This window comes from Mucilaginibacter sp. HD30 (genome assembly GCF_054061755.1).
In genome coordinates, this window is sequence record NZ_JBSSEO010000001.1 from 1,451,133 (window position 1) to 1,470,710 (window position 19,578).

The 19,578-nt window shown below is 45.1% G+C and carries 17 protein-coding genes and 2 pseudogenes; 4 read left to right on the forward strand and 15 right to left on the reverse strand.

The features are described 5' to 3' along the window. Window positions 1-5: 5 nt before the first annotated feature. The 6 genes from ACVW2L_RS07140 to ACVW2L_RS07165 form a co-directional block, all read right to left on the reverse strand. Window positions 6-1,361 (reverse strand): glucoamylase family protein, encoded by a 1,356-nt coding sequence (locus tag ACVW2L_RS07140; protein WP_457127277.1) that lies wholly within the window; start codon window positions 1,359-1,361, stop codon window positions 6-8. A gap of 2 nt (window positions 1,362-1,363) precedes the next feature. Next, window positions 1,364-2,887 carry a RagB/SusD family nutrient uptake outer membrane protein gene (locus ACVW2L_RS07145; protein ID WP_457127278.1) on the reverse strand — a complete coding sequence of 508 codons (1,524 nt, stop codon included), beginning with the start codon at window positions 2,885-2,887 and terminating at the stop codon, window positions 1,364-1,366. 10 nt (window positions 2,888-2,897) lie between these two features. After that, window positions 2,898-5,906, reverse strand: a complete 3,009-nt coding sequence (locus ACVW2L_RS07150; RefSeq protein WP_457127279.1) for a SusC/RagA family TonB-linked outer membrane protein — start codon at window positions 5,904-5,906, stop codon at window positions 2,898-2,900. Window positions 5,907-6,981: 1,075 nt separating this feature from the next. Continuing rightward, entirely contained in the window at window positions 6,982-7,059 is a 78-nt protein-coding gene (locus ACVW2L_RS07155) for a hypothetical protein (protein WP_457130184.1), read from the reverse strand. Window positions 7,060-7,350: 291 nt separating this feature from the next. Next, window positions 7,351-7,707 carry a hypothetical protein gene (locus ACVW2L_RS07160; RefSeq protein WP_457127280.1) on the reverse strand — a complete coding sequence of 119 codons (357 nt, stop codon included), beginning with the start codon at window positions 7,705-7,707 and terminating at the stop codon, window positions 7,351-7,353. Between the two features lie 18 nt (window positions 7,708-7,725). Next, window positions 7,726-8,001 carry a hypothetical protein gene (locus ACVW2L_RS07165; protein ID WP_457127281.1) on the reverse strand — a complete coding sequence of 92 codons (276 nt, stop codon included), beginning with the start codon at window positions 7,999-8,001 and terminating at the stop codon, window positions 7,726-7,728. A gap of 614 nt (window positions 8,002-8,615) precedes the next feature. On the opposite strand from ACVW2L_RS07165, the gene ACVW2L_RS07170 reads away from it, so the two are divergent. Both ACVW2L_RS07170 and ACVW2L_RS07175 read left to right on the forward strand, forming a co-directional pair. Further along, on the forward strand, window positions 8,616-9,362 hold the full coding sequence (locus ACVW2L_RS07170) for an SDR family oxidoreductase (RefSeq protein ID WP_457127282.1): 747 nt from the start codon (window positions 8,616-8,618) through the stop codon (window positions 9,360-9,362). A gap of 16 nt (window positions 9,363-9,378) precedes the next feature. Next, window positions 9,379-11,577 carry a hypothetical protein gene (locus ACVW2L_RS07175; RefSeq protein ID WP_457127283.1) on the forward strand — a complete coding sequence of 733 codons (2,199 nt, stop codon included), beginning with the start codon at window positions 9,379-9,381 and terminating at the stop codon, window positions 11,575-11,577. A 23-nt stretch (window positions 11,578-11,600) separates the two neighbouring features. On the opposite strand, the pseudogene ACVW2L_RS07180 reads toward ACVW2L_RS07175, so the two are convergent. The 7 genes and pseudogenes from ACVW2L_RS07180 to ACVW2L_RS07210 all read right to left on the reverse strand — a co-directional run bounded on the left by ACVW2L_RS07180 (window position 11,601) and on the right by ACVW2L_RS07210 (window position 16,986). Next, window positions 11,601-11,975: pseudogene (locus ACVW2L_RS07180) on the reverse strand (cyanophycin synthetase family protein). Window positions 11,976-12,087: 112 nt separating this feature from the next. Beyond that, complete coding sequence (locus ACVW2L_RS07185; RefSeq protein WP_457127284.1) at window positions 12,088-12,330, reverse strand: hypothetical protein; 243 nt, start codon at window positions 12,328-12,330, stop codon at window positions 12,088-12,090. After that, complete coding sequence (locus tag ACVW2L_RS07190) at window positions 12,317-13,243, reverse strand: MBL fold metallo-hydrolase (RefSeq protein WP_457127285.1); 927 nt, start codon at window positions 13,241-13,243, stop codon at window positions 12,317-12,319. The genes ACVW2L_RS07185 and ACVW2L_RS07190 overlap by 14 nt, the downstream gene beginning before the upstream one ends. Beyond that, a pseudogene (locus ACVW2L_RS07195) lies at window positions 13,233-14,464 on the reverse strand (aminotransferase class V-fold PLP-dependent enzyme). The gene ACVW2L_RS07190 and the pseudogene ACVW2L_RS07195 overlap by 11 nt, the downstream one beginning before the upstream one ends. Window positions 14,465-14,476: 12 nt before the next feature. After that, a complete protein-coding gene (locus ACVW2L_RS07200) occupies window positions 14,477-14,863 on the reverse strand; it encodes an SPW repeat protein (RefSeq protein ID WP_457127286.1) in 387 nt (128 codons plus the stop codon). Window positions 14,864-14,885: 22 nt separating this feature from the next. Beyond that, entirely contained in the window at window positions 14,886-15,770 is an 885-nt protein-coding gene (locus tag ACVW2L_RS07205; RefSeq protein ID WP_457127287.1) for a manganese catalase family protein, read from the reverse strand. A gap of 139 nt (window positions 15,771-15,909) precedes the next feature. Further along, the gene (locus ACVW2L_RS07210) at window positions 15,910-16,986 is read right to left on the reverse strand and encodes a lactonase family protein (protein ID WP_457127288.1); all 1,077 of its coding nucleotides are present in this window, start codon (window positions 16,984-16,986) and stop codon (window positions 15,910-15,912) included. Window positions 16,987-17,134: 148 nt separating this feature from the next. Between ACVW2L_RS07210 and ACVW2L_RS07215 the strand changes: the two genes are divergently transcribed. Continuing rightward, window positions 17,135-17,347: a hypothetical protein gene (locus ACVW2L_RS07215; RefSeq protein WP_457130185.1), complete on the forward strand. Its 213-nt coding sequence runs from the start codon at window positions 17,135-17,137 to the stop codon at window positions 17,345-17,347. Window positions 17,348-17,578: 231 nt separating this feature from the next. On the opposite strand, the gene ACVW2L_RS07220 is transcribed toward ACVW2L_RS07215, so the two are convergent. Continuing rightward, entirely contained in the window at window positions 17,579-17,845 is a 267-nt protein-coding gene (locus tag ACVW2L_RS07220) for a 2Fe-2S iron-sulfur cluster-binding protein (RefSeq protein ID WP_457127289.1), read from the reverse strand. Between the two features lie 64 nt (window positions 17,846-17,909). On the opposite strand from ACVW2L_RS07220, the gene ACVW2L_RS07225 reads away from it, so the two are divergent. After that, complete coding sequence (locus ACVW2L_RS07225) at window positions 17,910-18,560, forward strand: response regulator (protein WP_457127290.1); 651 nt, start codon at window positions 17,910-17,912, stop codon at window positions 18,558-18,560. 449 nt (window positions 18,561-19,009) lie between these two features. On the opposite strand, the gene ACVW2L_RS07230 is transcribed toward ACVW2L_RS07225, so the two are convergent. Next, entirely contained in the window at window positions 19,010-19,249 is a 240-nt protein-coding gene (locus ACVW2L_RS07230; RefSeq protein ID WP_457127291.1) for a hypothetical protein, read from the reverse strand. Window positions 19,250-19,578: the final 329 nt, after the last annotated feature.

The window sequence follows — 19,578 nt, forward strand, 5'->3', positions numbered from 1 at the left end:
TTTTGTCAGTGTATAGCCGGGCTTTCAAACCCCAGTTTTTTTAGTCCTTGTTGAATCTCCGGGCAACTCATAAACAGCTTCCATAATAAGCCGGAGCGATAATTCTCGATCATCACCACAATTGGTCCCTGGTCAATAGCCAGATACGATTTCGCATACCAGTTTTGCGTCTCGTTAAAGGCATCAGTAAAACCATATGGCCCCCATATTTTACCGCCCATATCCTCGTAAAAGTGGCGTAGTGCCTGCATGGAATATTGGGGGGTATATGGAAAAGATGATAGGGCTGCCGTAGGCGTTATTACTCCTAAATCATTGGTGGGCGAGTGTGCATTGTAGCCTTCATGGTTATCGCTGGCACTGAGGCCCCAGCTGTTTGGCCCGTAGCCTTTGTAGTGCTTCGGATTTTCCAGACAGTAGGCACGGTTAATCAATGTGTGATTTGTGTTTTGCTCCCAGTAATCAGCGTATTTGTCCTTCAAACCGCGCGGATCAAGCCCTAAAAAAGAGTAATGCGCAAAAAACATCGGCCCCCCATAATCAAATCCCAAAGGCAGGTTATATCCGTAAAATGTTTTACCATTTTTAAAGAAATCGCTTTGCGTAAAGCCTTTATGATATACAGCGGCAGGTACCTGGTAGCGCTGTGCCGATGCTGCCAGAATATAAGTGATCAGCGTTTCGTTATATCCCCTTAGCGGAAAATTCATGGCCCAGCCATTGTTGGGACTCCAATGCCAGTAAAGCACATCCTGCCCATCGCGTGTAAACCAGTTCCACTCTATATCATTCCAAAGGCCGTTAATTCTGTTGCGCAGTTCGGCTTCGGTTGCCGATGTGCCGTTAAAATACTGCCGCACACAAAGCAGGCCCTGAAAAAGGAAAGCTGTTTCTACCAGATCGGCACCATCGTCTTTTCGGCCAAAAGGTATGGTTTGGCCCGTTGCTCCGTTCATCCAATGGGGAAAGGCTCCGTGATAGGAATTTGCTTTGGCTAAGAACTTAACCATTTTAAGCAGCCGCGCCGCAACACTGTCGCGCGGTACCCAGCCGCGGTTGGCCGCTACCAGCAGGGCCATAACGCCAAAGCCGGTACCGCCTGTAGTAACCACCTCACTGCCATAATTGTAGGCCACGTTGCTTCGTTCGCGGGCCATGCCGCTTACGGGGTGGCCAAAATCCCAGAAGTAGCGGGCAGTTTGCCTTTGTACTACATCCAGCAAGGTGCTGTCTGATAGCTCCCTGTTAACCGCAGTAAGCTTTATCTGGAACGGTTTAGCAGACTTCGAGGCCTTTGTTTTGCGTTGTTGCGCCTGTGCAGTAAGCGTAAATACTAATAATATGTAAGCCAGCAGCTTCATTGTCAAATGGGGTTTTGGGTTAATGCCCCGCCGCTTAAATCAATTTGCTGCTGCGGAATAGGGAACAATGCCCTGTTAGGGTTCCATGTTTTTCCGTGCGCTGCGAAAGCTGCAGCCGCGCGGCCGGGCTGCACAGCATCTTGCCGTACCAGATCAAAAAATCGATCCTGTTCCATTGCTAGCTCTACCCTGCGCTCATGCCAGATCTGCTCAAGCGTGGTGCCCGCTAACGGTAATAGCTTTGCCCGCTGCCTCAGTAAATTAATGTTGGTTAACGCAGTGCCGGCCCGCCCGGTTTGCAATGCCGCTTCTGCGTTTATGAGCAAAACTTCGGCGTATCTTATCACCTGCACATGTTTTGGCAATCGGTCAAAATTGCCGCAATTGCTTTCGGCCGTTCTGCTGTAATAAGCCTTATAATTATACCGCTCACTTTGTACAGAATCCTGCGTGGGGATCCTGAAACCATCAAACAGGATGGTGCCGGGAGGGTTAGTGCCCACAGTGGGGTTAATGAAAATGATCGTCGCATTCTTACGGATATCGTTAGGCTCGTATTCATTAACCAAACTTTGCGATGGCGTGTTAAAACCGTATCCTAAATCGCTCCAACCGGCTTTGCCGCCCGCCCGCGGACCTTGTACCAACGTAAAACGGTCAATGGCAGCATTGCATGCGGTGTTTATGCCTGCCTGTATTTCAAAAATTGACTCAATGCTGTTATTGCCCGCCTGGCGGAAGAGGTTGAAATAGTCGGGGTATAAATCGTAAGTTTTACTATCAATCACCAACTGCGAAAACTTGTAGGCGTTTTCATAGTCTTTATTGTATAAATACACTTTTGACAGCAATGCCTGCGCTGCGCCTTTACTGGCCCGCCCGGCATCAGTGCTACCGCGCGATATAACAGGCAAGTTATCGGCAGCAAAAGTAAGGTCGGATATTACAAACTGATAAATTTGCGCGGCAGTAGCCCTGGTAGCAAACTGTGACGAATTGGCCTCGGCAGGATCGGGTACGCGGTCAAGCAAGGGTACTCCTCCAAAAATGCGCACCAGGTTAAAGTAAAACATGCCTCTTAAAAAGCGTGTTTCGCCAATCAGCCGGTTTTTCGTTGCTGCGTCAAACTGTGCATTCTGCAACTGAGCCAGCGCCTGATTGGCACGGGCGATGGCCTGATAATAGCCTTTCCATATATTATTCACTACAGCATTATTGGCGTTGGGCTGTAAATTGTCAATGGTCTGCGCATCGCCGTAATCGCCGGGCGTGCTGCCTTTATCGGCATCATCCGAAGCTATATCGCCCAGTACAATAAACTGAAATCCTCTCAAATCGTTCCCGAATGCGTCGCCGGCAAAAAATATATTATAAATTCCGGTTACCAGGTTGGTAGCAACATTAGGGTCACTAATGATAGCAGCCTCGGTAATTTGTGCCTGCGGGTCTACCTCCAGATATTTTTTGCAGGAGTAGTTAGGTATAAGTAATATAGCCAGCAGCGTAATTAGTTTTAACGTTTTCATGTATGCAGGTTTAAAATTCTACATTTAATCCAAAAGAAAATGTGCGGGTTGTAGGGTAGTTGCTAAACTCAACACCCGAGGCGAGTATATCCGTTGTGAATACTTCGGGCGTAAAACCGCTGTACCTTTTAGCGGTAAAGAGGTTTTGCGATGTTGCAAATATTCTAAGCCGTGTCAGTTTAAGGCGTTTTAATGCCTCTGCCGGAACGGTATAGCCTAACGTAAGGTTGTTCAGCCTTAAAAACGCGCCCGACTCAATAAAGTAAGTTGATGCGGGTATATTTAAAGGGATTGTTGCCGGATTATTTGTTGAGGTGTTCTGCAGTGTCCAACGGTTATTTGCGTAAGCCGCCTCTATATTATCATTTAAATTACCGCGAAACTGTCTTTTGCCATTATAGATCTTATTGCCCCAGTTGCCATAAAAGTCAGCACTTAGATCCCAGCTGTGGTAGGTGAGCGAAAAATTCAATCCGCCATAAAATCTGGGCTGATAAGAGCCTGAATAGGTACGGTCATAATTGTCAACCACGCCATCGGGCGAGCCATTTGGGCCGCTGAGATCGGCAAACATTTGTCCGCCGATGGTTTTGGCGTAGCCATTAAGGTTATAGGCAGGGGCTGCGTCAATCTGCGCCTGAGATTGAAATATGCCGGTGTTCTGCAATACATAATAGCTGGCAATGGGCTGCCCGTTATCAGTGCGGGTTATTGACTGATTACCTACTGTACCGCCAATTAAAGCCTGGCCGCCATTTAAGCCAACCACCGTATTGCGGTTATAGTTGATATTACCGCCAATGCTGTATTCCAGTTCACCTATTTTGTCTTTCCAGTTGATTGAAAACTCTACGCCGGTGTTTTGATACGATGCCGCATTGGTAACATACAAAGCGTCCGGATCGCCTAAAATGCCGGGGATGGTTACATTGGTAAGCGCGTCGCGCACCTTTTTATTGTAGTAGTCAAATTCACCCGTCAGTTTATTATCAAAAAAGCCATACTCCAAACCAATATCCCACTGGTCGGTTCGTTCCCATTTCAGGTTAGTGTTTTTAATATCCTGAATGGCGGTGCCCAAAATAAGGCTGTTATTGAAAAAATAAGGAAGGTTAGGGCTTGCTGTTACCACATATAAACCCTGGCCAATATTATCATTACCCAGCTGTCCCCATGATCCACGCAGCTTTAAATGGGTAAGAGTTTTGCTGTCACGAAGAAAATCTTCTTCTGATATTACCCAGCCCGCACTAATGGTTGGAAAATATCCAAATTTTTGCCTGAACCTTGAGCTCCCGTCGGCACGGAAGGACGCGCTGAACAAGTATTTACCGGCGAAGCTATAATTGATGCGCCCCAGATAGGACAGACGTCGGAATAGCGCGCCATTATTAGCATAATTAGCTCCGGCTTCGGGGTTACCTATATCCAGATACCACAAGTCGGGGTCGTTGGGTATATCGCGTCGGCTACCGTTAAATAGCTCGGTTCTCTGGTATTCCATTGTATAGCCTGCTAAAGCGGTTAAATTGTGTTGACCGAACGTTTGCTGCCATGTAGCAGTATTGTCCCAAATTGTATGTACTGATTGGTCGTTCTGGATAAACAGCGTTGAAAAATTGCTATACTGGTTGCCGCCCGCAACGGTAAATGTGTTGGCGTCGGCACCAAACCTGTTGGTAAAATTGCGCTGTTTGGTCCAGAAATTATCAACGTTGAAAGCGCTGCGCAGCGTTAGCGACTTAATTGGCTTATACTCCAGATACACATTTCCTTGTATGCGGTTAGTTCCGGTTTGATTGTTAACATTCATGATGCTTAACAATGGGTTGCCAACATTACCCCAGGCGCTGGTATTGCCATACCTTCCGTTTGCATCTATTGCCTGAATCATAGGTGCCGCACGGTACACATTCTCATACACTCCGCCTATTGGAACAGGGCGCTCATCACTATTGGTAAGGGATAACTGGGTTCCAAACGTAAGGTTATCAGTGATCTTAACATCAATATTTGAACGGAAGGTATACCGGTTAAACGCATTGGTTTTAATGAGGCCGTTATCGGTAAACTCGCCTGCGCTAAAAAAATACGTTGTCTTTTCTGATCCACCCGACAGCGAAAGGTTATGGCTCATTTGCAGACCGTTCCGCAAAACCGCCTTATACCAGTCGGTTGTACCGGGATAAGTAAGCGGCGAATTATCAGCCGAAAGCGCGCCCGGGTTTGAATCACGTAGGTATGCTGTATATTGATCGCGGTTGGCCATCTGCACCTTGTTAGAAAGCTGCCTGAAACCGGCATTACCATCATAACGAATTACCGGCGGACCGTTTTTGCCTCTGCGGGTGGTAATAATAATCACGCCATTGGCAGCACGAACGCCGTAAATTGCGGCTGAAGCATCCTTTAGCACATCAATACTGGTAATGTCGTTGTTGTTAATGTTACGGATATCGTCTGTTAATAGGCCGTCTACCACATATAAAGGGTTAGCGCCCGCCAGTACTGACCCTGTACCGCGGATACGTAGCTGGGGTTGTGAGTTAGGTTGCCCGGAACCAATCACCTGAACACCGGCTACCTGCCCCTGAAGCGCTTGCGTGGGGGTTTGCACGGGTTGCTTAGCTAACTGTGCACCGTTAATACTGCCCACAGCGCCGGTAACGTCGCGCCTGCGCTGCGTGCCGTAGCCTATAACTACTACCTGCTGCAACACATTGGTGCCGGGTTGTAAATTGATACTAATGGCTGTTCTACCGGCCACAGCAATAGTTTGGGTGGTGTAACCCAAATAACTAAAAGTAAGGCTATCGGCAGCAGAAGCTCTAATACTATACTGGCCGTTCACGTCTGTTTGGGTGCCGGTATTGTTGTTGTTTGATCTGATGCTTACCCCTATCAAGGTTTCGCCTGTAGCGGCGTCAGTAACCCGGCCGGTTACCGGTGCGTTTTGTGCTTGCGCCCACAGGCAACTTGAAACGATCAGCAATGCAGCGATCAGGTAAAATTTTTTCATATTCTATGCAAAAAATTAATCTATGGTTTAACATTATGCTACGGAGTAAGTTTTTTTTGCATTGCTGAATAGAGATGTATTTTTAATAGTCAAATGGCTTAAAATGAGCAACTTATTTACATTAATGTGTAAAATACGGGGTGAGAAATCAGGTAGATGTTTCGAATTATGGGTATTTATCGACCAATGAGAAACTTATTTGAGAAGCGTCGGATCGATGAGTGGATACCTATCTATGTATTTTCTTAGAAGTCAAAACGGCTATATTCAAAGCCTCATAAGCATCTTCAATACTGAAGGTTAATTTGTGATCACTATCTTCTACCCTTTTTATCAGGTCGATTAAAATTGATTACACACATTTACCATTTACCTGGCCCTTGGTTTGATTGATGTTAAAAGTGCCTGTTAACATTTCGTCAACCTCGTAGGCAATTCCGGCTGTATTGCACGGCTTCACTATTCTCTGTTGTTTCCGGCTTTGAACCACTTCCCCAACATTCGGGGCGCGATACGCCTCTAAGTTCGTTTAATTCGTTGGCCAGGGTCATTTTCCAGCCTGGTATGCCTTCCCAGTTGTTTTTTTGTTTGGAAATTTACCAGGGCCTTAATTGTTCCCTTCATCGGCATCCAGCCTTTTATCTCAATCCTGACCAGATCATAGGTTAGCTGCAGGGTGGTTTCTTCAAAAAAGCCGGAGCCCGAAAAAGAATGGTAGTAAATGCCTATTAACCCTTCGTTGTATAATACCAGAGCGGCAACCTAGTCACGCTGCAGTCAGTTGCGCATATACGAGCACCCATAAACTTTCTTATAATGTTGTTCGCTCAATGCATTAACAATATCAAAAAAGTGTACGCCATACTCAATAATATTCCTCCTGATAATTCGTCTTTCCAAAACCAATGGCCCGGTGGTAAGCCGGAGTCTTGAGCATAATTGTTAACCACTGCCCGCCGTAATTTTCCGAATGTGTTGCGTCCAGGTTCAACAAGTGCTTAATGATCGGATTATAACGAATCATATGATTGACCGTTATTACTCTTCCGGTTTCTCTTTGAGTTGCTAAGATCTGTTATGCACCTTCGTTATTTATGGCGACGGGTTTCTCCAACAACACGTGCTTTCCAGTACACATACCAGCGCAAGCCATTTCGGTGTGAAGCGATGGCGGCGTGGAAAATGCTTACGATGTCTATATCAGGGTCGTCCACCAGGTCCCGCCAATCACCATAAACTTTACAGTTTTCAATCTTTTCCAACGTTCTGCGGTCGGCCACGGCTATTACTTCTACATTTAATCCTGACTACCAATAATGCAGGAACTGACCAAAACCACCGTAACTGATAATGCCTACTCTATACTTTTTCATACAACTTTTTGTTAGCCTTTATTTGAAACGGGTAAATGCTACCGCATACAATACTGTAAGTTAATTCTATGTCACTTCCTCGATTTCCAGTCTGTTAATAATACATTAAGGCCTGCCAGGACAGTGAATACCATATTAAATGCCAGATCATTTTTATGTTTCCTGATAGAGGGGAGCATACTTTGGATGGCAAACTGAGTAACATTCACACAATCTATTCTGCCATGTGTTTTAAACGGAATCAATCCTTTAACAGCTAAGGGATGCTTTGACAGAGCTACGTAAGGAATTAGCAATGCAGCTTCGACAGCGTAAATTATGCGAGTTTTGCTATTCAATTTTAACAGTGGCGGCAATACAACCAAACTTGATATAAGGGCGTAGTCAACTACAGCGTGCCATTTTGGAGACATCAGTTTTGTTTTCATAACGTTCAAATTCAATAGTTAAGAACTAAGTTCAGTCGGATTAGCTGCATCAGGATAGCCGCCATTACCGTCAATATCATTTGCAGACGGATCTGTTAGGTCTTCATCGGTGCTTTCATCTTCATCGGCTGTGGTGATCTCTTCTTCGTCACCATTTAACGTTTCATCATCTAGATCGTCCGTTTCCGGATAATCTTCCCGATTGCCTTCGTCATCACCCGGTTCAATACCGTCAATTGCATTTAACTGGTCAGCATAGCTGGGTATTTCATTTAACTGCATCTCTTGCAGCATAAAAATGTTGATTTCCATAACTTATAGATTTGGTAGTTATTAAAGAACCCGTCTTCAAAACGGATGTTTTCTGTGATTCAAAATCAAGTAATTACACCTTTAAGCCAAGTATTTACCACCGCTTGATTAAGGGGTAACTTAGCCAATCAATTATAACAACAAGAGGAGGTTATTTAGCTTTGAACATCAGGGGCTATCCTGGTTCGTGGCAGGGCCTGCAAGTGGTTTTCGCGAATGAATTTGATCAGTTTTTCGCGCACGTATGCGCGCAAATCGCCCATTTTGCATGCGTTAGCAGCGCTTACAATTATTTTATGGTCCTTGGTTGTGTCCCTTGTATCACTAACCTGTAAATACCCAAGCGATTATCCCACGGGTCGGTTGTATTAAAATGCGTGTAAGTTTGCCCTGAACCTTTTCTAAAGGGCAAGTATAAGCCACATAAAGCATAACATCACTAATGGTGAGCTTACGCTCCTTTTAAACACGTATTAATCCATTGCTACGTATTATTATTCGCGATCCTGTATGGTAGTATTCACAGAAAAAATACCTGATTTGAAAAGAACTGCGATTACACGGTTATTGTGTACGGTTATTGCTGGTTTGCAAACATGAGTAACAATATCGCAGGAAAAATCATCGTGATCACCGGTGCTAGCAGCGGCCTTGGTGAAGCAACAGCCCGCCATTTGGGTAAACTGGGTGCTACCATTGTGATGGGCGCCCGACGCGTGGAACGCATTCAGCAACTCGCTGTAGAAATTGATCATAACGGTGGCAAGGCTATGGCATTACAGACAGACGTAACCCAACTCGAACAGGTTAAAATATTGATTGAAAAGGCGGTTAAAGCGTACGGACGGGTGGATGTGCTGATTAACAATGCCGGGCTAATGCCGCATTCGCCGCTTGAACGTTTCAAAGTAAACGAATGGAACCGAATGATCGATGTTAACATTAAAGGCGTACTGTATGGCATAGCAGCAGTGCTACCTTACATGATAAAACAACGCTCTGGGCACATCATTAACGTGTCGTCAGTGGCAGGTCATAAAGTACGTGCGGGCAGCACAGTTTATTCTGCAACCAAACATGCGGTTCGGGTCATTTCGGAGGGATTACGCGAAGAAGTAAAACCATATGATCTGCGCACTACTATCATCTCACCCGGCGCTGTGGATACGGAATTACCCAACACTATCAGTGAACCGGATATTGCAGCGGGCGTCCATCAAATGTATAAGAATCTAGCCATTCCAGCCGACTCTTTTGCCCGTGCTGTTGCATTTGCCATAAGCCAACCGGAAGAAGTGGATATCAACGAGATCCTGTATCGGCCAACAAAACAAGAGTATTAATAAAAAAACTATAACTATGAGTAACCCTTTGTCCTTGTTAACAGCAGCTGCAACCGGCTTACTGTCCGACACAGATGCCTGTTATGTTAAGAAAATAGACGGCTATAACTTTGCTGCACATTTAGCAGATGATTCGCTTTGGCTGCTTGTTACATGGCCCGACGGAGCCACAACAGCTTTTCGTACAGCTTATGCGCCTGACATTTTGGTCATTGATAAAATTAAAGAGCAAAATAACCAGGTTATTTTTCAATTATTAAGCGCGATCGGGCAATTTAAGGTTATCGTATCATTTCCGCAGGCAGCGGTAACACTGCTGCATTATCAGGTTTCATTTATCGCTGCCCGTCCTTTATTTATTAATTATTGGCCGCATGATATTCTGGCAGGAGCTGCAAACGCAGAAACTTGTGAGGGGAATCTTTATATTAACCAAGTTGGTATGCGTTCCGGCATTATTCATGCCAGTGTAGAAAGCCCGGGCACAGGGTCATTTCTGTACCTGCAAAATCTAACGGCGCTTAATGATTATTGCCAACAAACACAAACATCGGCCGCAGGAACAGTAGGTGGCAATTGGCCGGAACTGGGGTTTGCCCTGCCAACCACCAATGAAAAGGAACTGCCCGCCTCAAAAGAATTTGTGATCTCTGACGCTTATGTCGCATTTGACACGAAAATTTCAGACAATCAGTTTCAGGTTGCACGGCAGTTCCTGGAGCTGCTGGGTGAGCTATACCTGCATTTACCGCGCCCCGAAACCACCTATCATGATTTTCCAGACATCTCACACCGATCCATGGTCGACCTGATAGATAGTAAGGCTTGCTGGACACACGTAGGTGAACATTCGTATCTCAATGCATATGTGTGTGACTATACTACGCCGCCCGAGGTTATGGTACAACTGGCCGTATTAATTCCTTTGTATGAATACCAGCAATGGAGCGGTGAAGATGTGACCATGATCCGGGACATTTATAAAGGCTTGCCCAATTTTTATGATGACAAGCTAAAAACTATCATGCGCTGGCTCCCTGCCGCGGAAAGCAAGTTAGATAAGTCGAGCGAGCAAAAGCAGCCGAAAGTTATGGATGCCTGGTACCTGCACCACCCGCTCTTAAATCTATCCCGCATGGCCCTGAATGGCGATGATCAGGCAAAAGACCTTTTCTTAAACTCAATTGATTATGCCATTAAAGCGGCTCAAAAATTCAACTATAAATGGCCGGTCTTCTACCAGATGGAAACCCTGGAAATATTAAAATCCGAGACAGCTCCAGGTGCCGGTGGCGAAAAGGATGTTGCTGGTGCCTACGCGCACATAATGTTGCAAGCCTGGGAACTTACCAAGGATAAGCGATATTTTGAGGAAGCAGAGAAGGCTGCCCGAAGCCTCCTGGATCTGGGCTTTGATATTTTCTACCAAGCCAATAATTCAGCCTTTTCGGCAGGCGCGATGCTTCGTCTGTATCAGGAGACTGGTGACGAGGTTTATATGGATCTCACTTATCTTTTCATCGCTAACCTGTTTAAAAACGTGTCGCTATGGAATTGCGGTTATGGCTATGGTCAGCACTTTCCAACCTTTTTTGCAATTTATCCGCTAAATGATGCGCCTTACACTGCGGTTTATGAAGAGCAAGAAGCCTACTCGTCAATTGTGGATTTGCTGAGGCGCTCTGGTGATGTGCCCTTGCTGCCATCAGTTTCGCTGTTGCTGGCCGAGTTTGTTCGTTATGCTATTTCCAGATCAGTATATTACTACCCGCCGCTGCTGCCAAAAGAAATGCTTGCGGAAGAACGCGAAAGCGGTGAATTGGATCCCAACCTTTGGATACCACTTGAAGATATGCATGACGGCTGGGAGAAATCAGGTTCAGTTGGACAGGAGGTTTACGGGGCAGGGATGCCTTTTGGTATCATAACGCGCCAGTATTTGCGGATACCCGGCGAATCATTTCTGATCTATACAGATTACCCAACCACCAACGTAAAAATTAAAGAAGGAAAGCCGGTAAGCTTTAATATCAAAGGCCATTCAGCGCTCACCTGTTCGTTACGCATTATCCCGCAAAGTGACCGCAAACTTCCGGTTATCAAAGTAGTGACCGGGAAGCGTAAAAAAGAAGAAATAACGGAAACAACAACGCCTGCAGGTCATTTGGAATTTAAATTGCCTGGCGCAAGTGCGGTTCAGATAAGCTGGAAATAAGTGGGAGTTTTCCTATCAGATAGTTAATGTAACTGACCGCCCGACTTACTGTTGCTTCCGTTTATATGATTGACTGATCCGCATTCTTTGCAAGTTGTTGCATTTTCTGCAGATCGGCGGTTAGGCTGACCATTAATTAGTGTTTCAGCAATTTGTACAGAAGCTGTTGCAGCATAGCGACCGACGGCCTCGTTGATGAAACTGAAAATCACGTTATAAACACCAACTTTTCCTGCACCCCTTGTGCGGCCAAAGCCAGTATCAAAACCAGCAAGCGTTTAAATTTCCAGCGCAATGCGTTCAATCACATGTCCCATCCAAGTACCTTCTTTAACACGTTCAAAGAAGCTAGTGTTAGCAATAAATCGGTACCGCCGTAAACAGACGTTAACTTTAATTGGTCTCCACCTGAAAAGTAAACGGCATCAGCTTTATTCAGCCGCTCATTCAAGTCGGAACGCATTACTTCGGCTCGCTCGTCATGATGAATATGACCGACCTGCTTAGCGCCTAAGGCATTAAAGGCCTTCTCGTAATCTTAAACGATTCCTCGCCTTCGGAACTACCACTGGTAATGACTTCGATCACCGGCTCTTTTTTACCCGTCAACTGAACGAATGTAGCCAGTACATCTTTTGAACGGTCCGCTTCCTGCTTTTCTTTCTTGACACGGCCGCCTTTATCCTCATGACCGCCTACAACCAGCAATGTACCATTAGGTACTACGCAATTTTCACTTTTATCTTCTTCCATTCTTATCTGTTATGCGTTTGATGACTAAAAATGTTCCCAAGGTTAACAGACCAATTGTAAAGGCCGCTATAGGAGACAATACTGGCGGTGGCACTTCAACTACGCCCCTTTCATCTGCGATCGCTGCCTTAGGTACATACCTCCCTTTTCCAGGGCGGGCTTTTTTTTCAAAGTTCTTCACCAAATCTTCCAGGCCAAGCCGTAACTGCTCGCCTGACATAAGCGGGCCGTGGCCGGCTGCGGCCTTCTGTGGCGACAGCTTTTTCAACCGGATAACAGAAGCCAGTGCGGCGTCCCAGTCATACGTAAAATATTTAGGCGGTCCATTTAAAGCCGGCAAAGCATTAAATGCAGCTATCACAGATTCCTGTTTTGTAGTTACAAAAGCGTCGCCTGCAATGAGCACCCGGTCCGAACGTCTAAACATAGCTACCTGCCCTGGCGCATGGCCTGGAACTAAAAGAACTTCCCACTCAGGTAAATAAGGGACGCTTCCATCACCAGGTAAAGGCCAAAGGCGTTTACCTACATTGATGGGCTGTTTAGGATAGAAGAAAGATAACAGGCTCATTAATCCACCGCCAACGGTTGGGTCTGGCGGTGGATAAGCGGAGCGCCCGGTCAAATAAGGCAGTTCAAGCGGGTGATCAAATACTGGTACATCCCAGGTTTTTAATAATGTAGCGAGTGCGCCGCGGTGGTCAAAATGTCCATGCGTTAGTAAAATAGCCGAGGGGGGTGCGCCATTAAACAGATCGTCAGCCATCGTGAGTATTCGTTTTGCACTACCGGCTAGTCCGGCATCTATCAGCACCCAATGGCTATCCGAGGCCACCATATATATGTTCACGAAAAGAATCTTCATCCCCCATATACCGGGAGCAACTTTAAAATAGCGGTGCTTATGCTTCATGCGTTTGTATAAATTTGTTTATGGCGGTGATTAACAGATCTATCTCCTCCGTGGTATTAAAATAGCAGAAGGCAACTCTTAGTAAAGCATCCACTTCTAAATAGTCCATGAGCGGTTGCGCGCTCAGCTTTCCGGCCCGTACAGCGATATTATATTTATCGTTAAGAAATTTTTCAAGCTGTTTTACGTCCCGGCCCTCCACCGAAAACGAGATTAGCGGTTCCTTTTCCGGCGATGTACCGAAAATATTGACCTCTTTGATCTCATTCAACTTTTGAGTGGCATACGCTAGCAGTTCCTGCTCATAAGCCGCGGTTTTGGCGAAATCTATTCCGTTGATATATTCTATTAGCGTACCAAGCGATATAATTTCTTCAAAAGGAGGTGTGCCCGCCTCGAACTTTTTTGGAACAGCACTGTAGGTGCTTTCTGCAAAAGCGACTTTTGAAGCCATACCCTCGCCTCCTTGATGTGGTGGTAGCTTATCCAGCCATTCGGGTTTTCCGTATAATACGGCTACACCCGCTGGACCGCCCATTTTGTGTGCGGAAAATACATAAAAGTCGCAGTCGATGCCCTGCACATTGACCGGCATATGCGGCGCTGCCTGCGCGCCATCCAATAAAACCGGAATTCCGCGGATATGCGCGATGGTGCAAATTTGGTTAACCGGGAAGATCGTGCCTAATACATTGGATGAATGCGCCAGGCTAATGATACGAGTTCTATTAGTAAGCAGGTTTTCAAAGGCTTCCATGTCCAGTTCGCCATTTTTTTTATGGGCGCTACGACCAGCTTTGCACCTGTCAGCTGACAAGCTAATTGCCACGGTACAATGTTGGAGTGATGTTCCAGCGTACTTATAACGATCTCATCATCCTGTTTTAAAATGGCCTTCGCAAAGCCATTAGCAATGAGATTAATACCGTCCGTACTGCCTTTTGTAAAGACGATCTCTTCAGAGCTCTTAGCTCCTAAAAATTTCGCGACTTTTTTCGTCGTTTCCTCATACGCCTGGTTCATGAACTGGCTGAACGTGTGGTTTTCTTCCGTCTTCCCGTATTTTTGGCTATAGAGCGCGGTTATTTTATCAATAACCACCCGCGGTTTGTGGTTGGTAGCTGCGCTGTGAAAATAAACCAGCGGTTTGCCTTTTACGGTAACTTTTGCCATCGGAAAATCGTTCCGGATTTTTTGAATATCTAATGGAAAATTTTGCATCTGATTTTCAACTTAGAAACTTTGTCGTTTTACATTTCTGGAAACTTGAGCGTGTTGCGATCTGTTTTGAGTAAAAATGGCTGCGCCAATTTCTAGAATTCCTACTAACAGGTGCGGCAGATAAATTCGGTCATTAAAACCAATCACCCAGGGAGAAATAGCCAATAAAATGCCAGCAACAGCATCTAAGTTTAAATGCGTCTTCATTGAAAGACTTTTTACAATACCGCCTTCATAATCCGTCATCATTGCAGTTAAAAGCAATATTATACCAATTATAACAGCCGTCCATTTAGCTTCCGGAATTGCCGCAAAGCCAAATATCCAAGGTGAGGTGATCAATACAATACCTATAAGGTAGTCAAGTACGGCATGGGTTTTTCTGTTTATAAATTTCATAAGCGTTCTTTCGCCAACCGTTTTATGGCATGATCGTGTCTTTAATGTTTTCCAGGATACCCTTATCAATGCCCCGAGTTATTTGCTGTTCCTGAGCATAGCCTTTCAGATCAGGCGGGCCTAATACCGGTTCCTGACCAAGCGGCACGGCATGCATATACTTAAATTCGCCTTTACCGTCTATAGATGGGCCTTGTGTCCATCTGGCATCGGCTGGCGGGCCAGGTTGTTCAATATTGGTTGATACAAAGGCGTATTCAAAATCGCGTACCTGTTCACTCATAGGGAAGGTATTCGGTATGGGCAAATTGGCTTGTACGCCACCCAGATCCTCGATTACCGCCAGCCACTGATTTTGGTGCATCGTATCTCTTGCTAATAGAAAAGCCAACATATCTTTCATGCCACTGTCGTCGGTAAGTTCCCATAACCTTGTAGCCAGTACACGTCCGGTAGACTCGGCCATTACATTGGCATACATGTCTGCCGCGATATTTCCGCTACCAACCACCCATGAACCGTTAAAGGGAACGCCATTACTGTCTACAGCCATGGCAGCTAGCCCTGACGACAAAACGTGACGGGGATCCATGCCGCCTAAAATGCTGCCTACAATGGGATTCTCGCCGGCGATCTTATCCTTCAATTCATGGGTAGAACCCTCCAAGTTAAGCGCTACTGCCGTACTTAGCATTTCAATATGCGATATTTCCTCCGTGCCAGTATCAAGCAGCATATCGCGGTACTTTGTAGGGCCCCGATTGCCCCAGGCCTGAAATAAATATTGCAGGCATACCCGTATTTCGCCTTCAATACCTCCTATGGCTTGCTGTAACAACTTTGCAAACGCAGGGTTAGGTTTTTCTACACGTACCTGGTACTGTAGTTTTTTGTCATGATAAAACATACTTTTTAAATTTTATTGTTTAATGAACAAACATGCTTATTGAATAAACAACACGGTTCTTATGCTTGTTTCCGGGGGAAATACCGGTTATATATCAAAAAAGTACTTGAAATAACGGCCTTGATTAGCGTAGAAATATTTAATTTAAAAATTTAAGACACGAAGGTTGGGAAACTTCCAAGGTTAAAACAGATTCACCTGTATGACCGTTTACCTGATCCAACTCAAATATAACCAGGTTGCTACTTTCCTGGTTAGCCACCAATAAGTACTTGCCGGTCGGATCCAGGGCCAGACCACGCGGAGATCGTCCCAAGCACTGTCGCCGTTGCGTTACAGTCAGCCCTCCCGTATCCTGGTCTATAGCAAAAACTATAATTTCGTTCGCGTCTCCACGATTAGATGCATATAGCCAAGCGCCGTCTGACGATAACTGTAGGTCGCCGCCGCCAGCTTTACCTTTAAAGCTTTCGGCCTGCATCGAAATAGATTGCATTAATTGTAAATTCCCTCTTTCATACCTGTATGCTATCACTTCACCCGACAATTCCGTCACAACATAAAGCATTTTGCCATTTTTTGAAAAAGCCAGGTGGCGAGGGCCGCTTCCTGGTTTAACATCCATAACTGATATTGGCGATAGCGGTGTTTGTTGCAATTTGTCATAACTATAGATCCGGATCTGATCTGTACCGAGATCAGTATGAAACAGGAATCGCTCATCCGGAGATAAACAGACCGCGTGAACATGCGGACCTTTCTGCCTCTCCTGATTCGGGCCACGCCCTTCGTCTTGAAGCAACTGCTCGTGCGGACCAACAGAGCCGTCATCGTTAAGCGGAAATACAGATAAGCTGCCGCTTTGATAACACGCCACGAAAATGTGTTTGCTATCCTTGTCCATCGTGATATAACATCCGCCACTCCCCTCCAAGTCTTGCTGATTAATAGCAGTTAGTTGGCCCAACCTGTGATCAAAAGTGTACGCGTGCACAGTACCGCCATTTTCTTGCTCGCTTACCGCGTAAACAAACTTGCCGGAACGGTCAATGCATAGGTAAGATGGATTTTCCATAGCAGCCGACTCCCTAACCAATACCAGTTTTCCTCCTTTGGTATGAAAACAGTATATACCAATTCCATTTCTGTTTTCGGATGTATATCCACCCGCAAGCAGATAAAAAAATTCATCATCGGGTATCGCTAATGTTTTCATGCTTGCTCCTTTAATCTTCGTTTTACCTAAAATAATGCTAACCTGCCAGTTTTGTTTAAGCCTGGCGCATATTGCGTATTTTCCATGCAGGCGAATCGTATATCTCTCATTTCGCCTTTGGCTTAATACCTGTTTTTGAAAAGCCGGTATTCAAGGCTTTGCCGAAAGCCTTCGTAAAAAGGTCAATGAAAATGGTGTACGGATCACGCTGATTGAGCCGGGTGCTGTAGATACCGACATGCAACCTCAAAGCACAAATGAAAAACAACAGGCGATTGCAAACCAGGAAATGATCAAATCGGACGATATTGCTGCAGCGGTTTGTTATGGCTGGTACAAGATAAGCGATGTGATGTGGTAGAAATTCGCCTGCGACCGCACCTTCAACTAATTTAAAAATACAAATATGGAGAGAAACAAGCTATGAAAGCCGCCTTAAAGACCGCTGACGGAACTTTTGAACTTGAACAAGTAAGTCGTCAAAAGGTTGAACAAGCTGATTGCGTAGTTGCATGTGTCCGAGTTGCCGGCATATGGCTTCTGTCGCCGGTAAAACGACCGGACCAATTCAATCAGTTTATCATGGCATTAACTATAGAGCAAATAACCTGAATATGCAACCGTCTAATGCTTCATCACTTCTAAGCTGACAAGACAGTCGATAATCACCTATCGGAAGCGGTAAGGTTTCCAACATATCTATTTCTGCATCCACTGGTGGAGATAATTGCTCAACACCACGGCAAATCTCGACAAGGCACGTTGCACATAACGCGATTCCGCCACACGTAGCAGGAATCGGGTAATCTGACGCTCGCAGAATTTCCATTAATGAAAAACGGTTATCTAAATTCATCATTTAAGCAGGAATAATTTAATCAATAATTAAAACCATACTTCTTTTCTATAGTTTAGTTATGTATATGGGAATAAGGATATTATTAGCGGATGACCACTGCGTTGTAAGGGACGGCATCCGACAGATTCTGAAACAAGAGCCGGACTTCGTGATAGCCGGCGAAGGCGAAAATGGTCGGGAAATAATAGACCTGTTGGAAAGTGGCACAGAAGCTGATGTTTTATTGGCAGACCTAAGTATGCCAATCATGGATGGGATTCAATTAGCCGAAGCTGTAGGAGTGAATTATCCAAATTTAAAAGTTGTTTTATTAACTTTTCAGGAAGACGAAGCTTTTGTACAGCGGGCATTTCAGGCAGGCATCAAAAGTTATTTGTTCAAAACCTCAGATCCGCATGAAATGGCATTTGCTGTTAGGCAGGTAGCCAGTGGCAATACCTACTTATGTTCAAATCTTGCTAATAATTTGATAAAACAAATTACTGCTTGGTCCAGAAAAAGTCCGGTAGAAGCAACTAATATCGAATTTTCGGAACGGGAACTTGATGTACTACGACTCATAGCGGACGGTTTTACCAATGAGGAAGCAGCTGATAAATTGTTCACCAGCCGTCGCACAGTGGAGGGACACCGGCAATCCATGATCGATAAAACGTCCAGTCGGAACTCTCTTGCTTTAGTTCGCTTTGCTGTAGAGCATGGTTTGCTTAAATAATTTCAGCACGCTTTTGCAAATAAAGACTCAACTTGCAAAGAGCCACAATTAATTCAAAATAGAAAGTTCGAAAGGGAACCTGTTTATGAAAGATAAAAAGGATATAAAAATACACTGCGCGAGGAAGACCTCAAAAAAGACGAAACGACTTTTGAAAAAACGAACAAACTGCATCCGGCCTTAGAGTCCCTTGAGGGAAAAAATAATGGCGCTGAACCGGCTGTATTTAAAGATCAGCAAAAATCACGAACCTGATGAATGCTTATCTAACGTTTAGATAAAAATTATTAACGCACACAACGAACCGGAACGGCGGAGACTGGCAGGCCAAGAACGCTCAAGGTTTAACATCGGATGAACGCCGAGAGCGAACAATGCCTGAAGGTTAGGATAAGAGATTAGCACGGCAATGTAAAGTCGGTCCGCCTCTCATATCTCTTATTTTTTTCTTACAAATCCAATTGCTGGTTCGGCTTATTGGTATCCTCGCCTTTGTTAACGTTCCGGTTAGGATGAAGTTCGCGTGTATTATCTGCCGGCTCTTCCTCCTCATTTGTATAACGATCAGAAACCTCTTGCTCCCGCTCCAAATCTCTTTCCGATAAATCCTTTTCTCCTTGTTGGTTACGCCCACTACCGGACGGATTACCCTTGGGCGGCGTAAAACCGCCATGTGCTGTCTTTGCCATGATGCTATTTTATCGATACAACTTGTATTAATACCCACATGTTTTAGCCGTTTCAGAAAAGCGTATTTTTTAATCACATTTTGGGTATTTTCCGGCAAACGGAAATCAATGGCAGAAGTTATTTATGTATGAACCATCAGAAAAACAACAAGCCGCAGGCCGATGAGATCGGAAGTGGCCTTGAAAATAGTATTAGGTAATTATCGCCATAGAACAACAAGGCGACGAGGCAGCCAGGTGCGGCAGGTTGATGCGATCATTAAAGCTTAATAACCAGGTTGAACGGCCTAAAAAGATCCCCGTGAGCGTATTAATTGTAAATGTAAGGG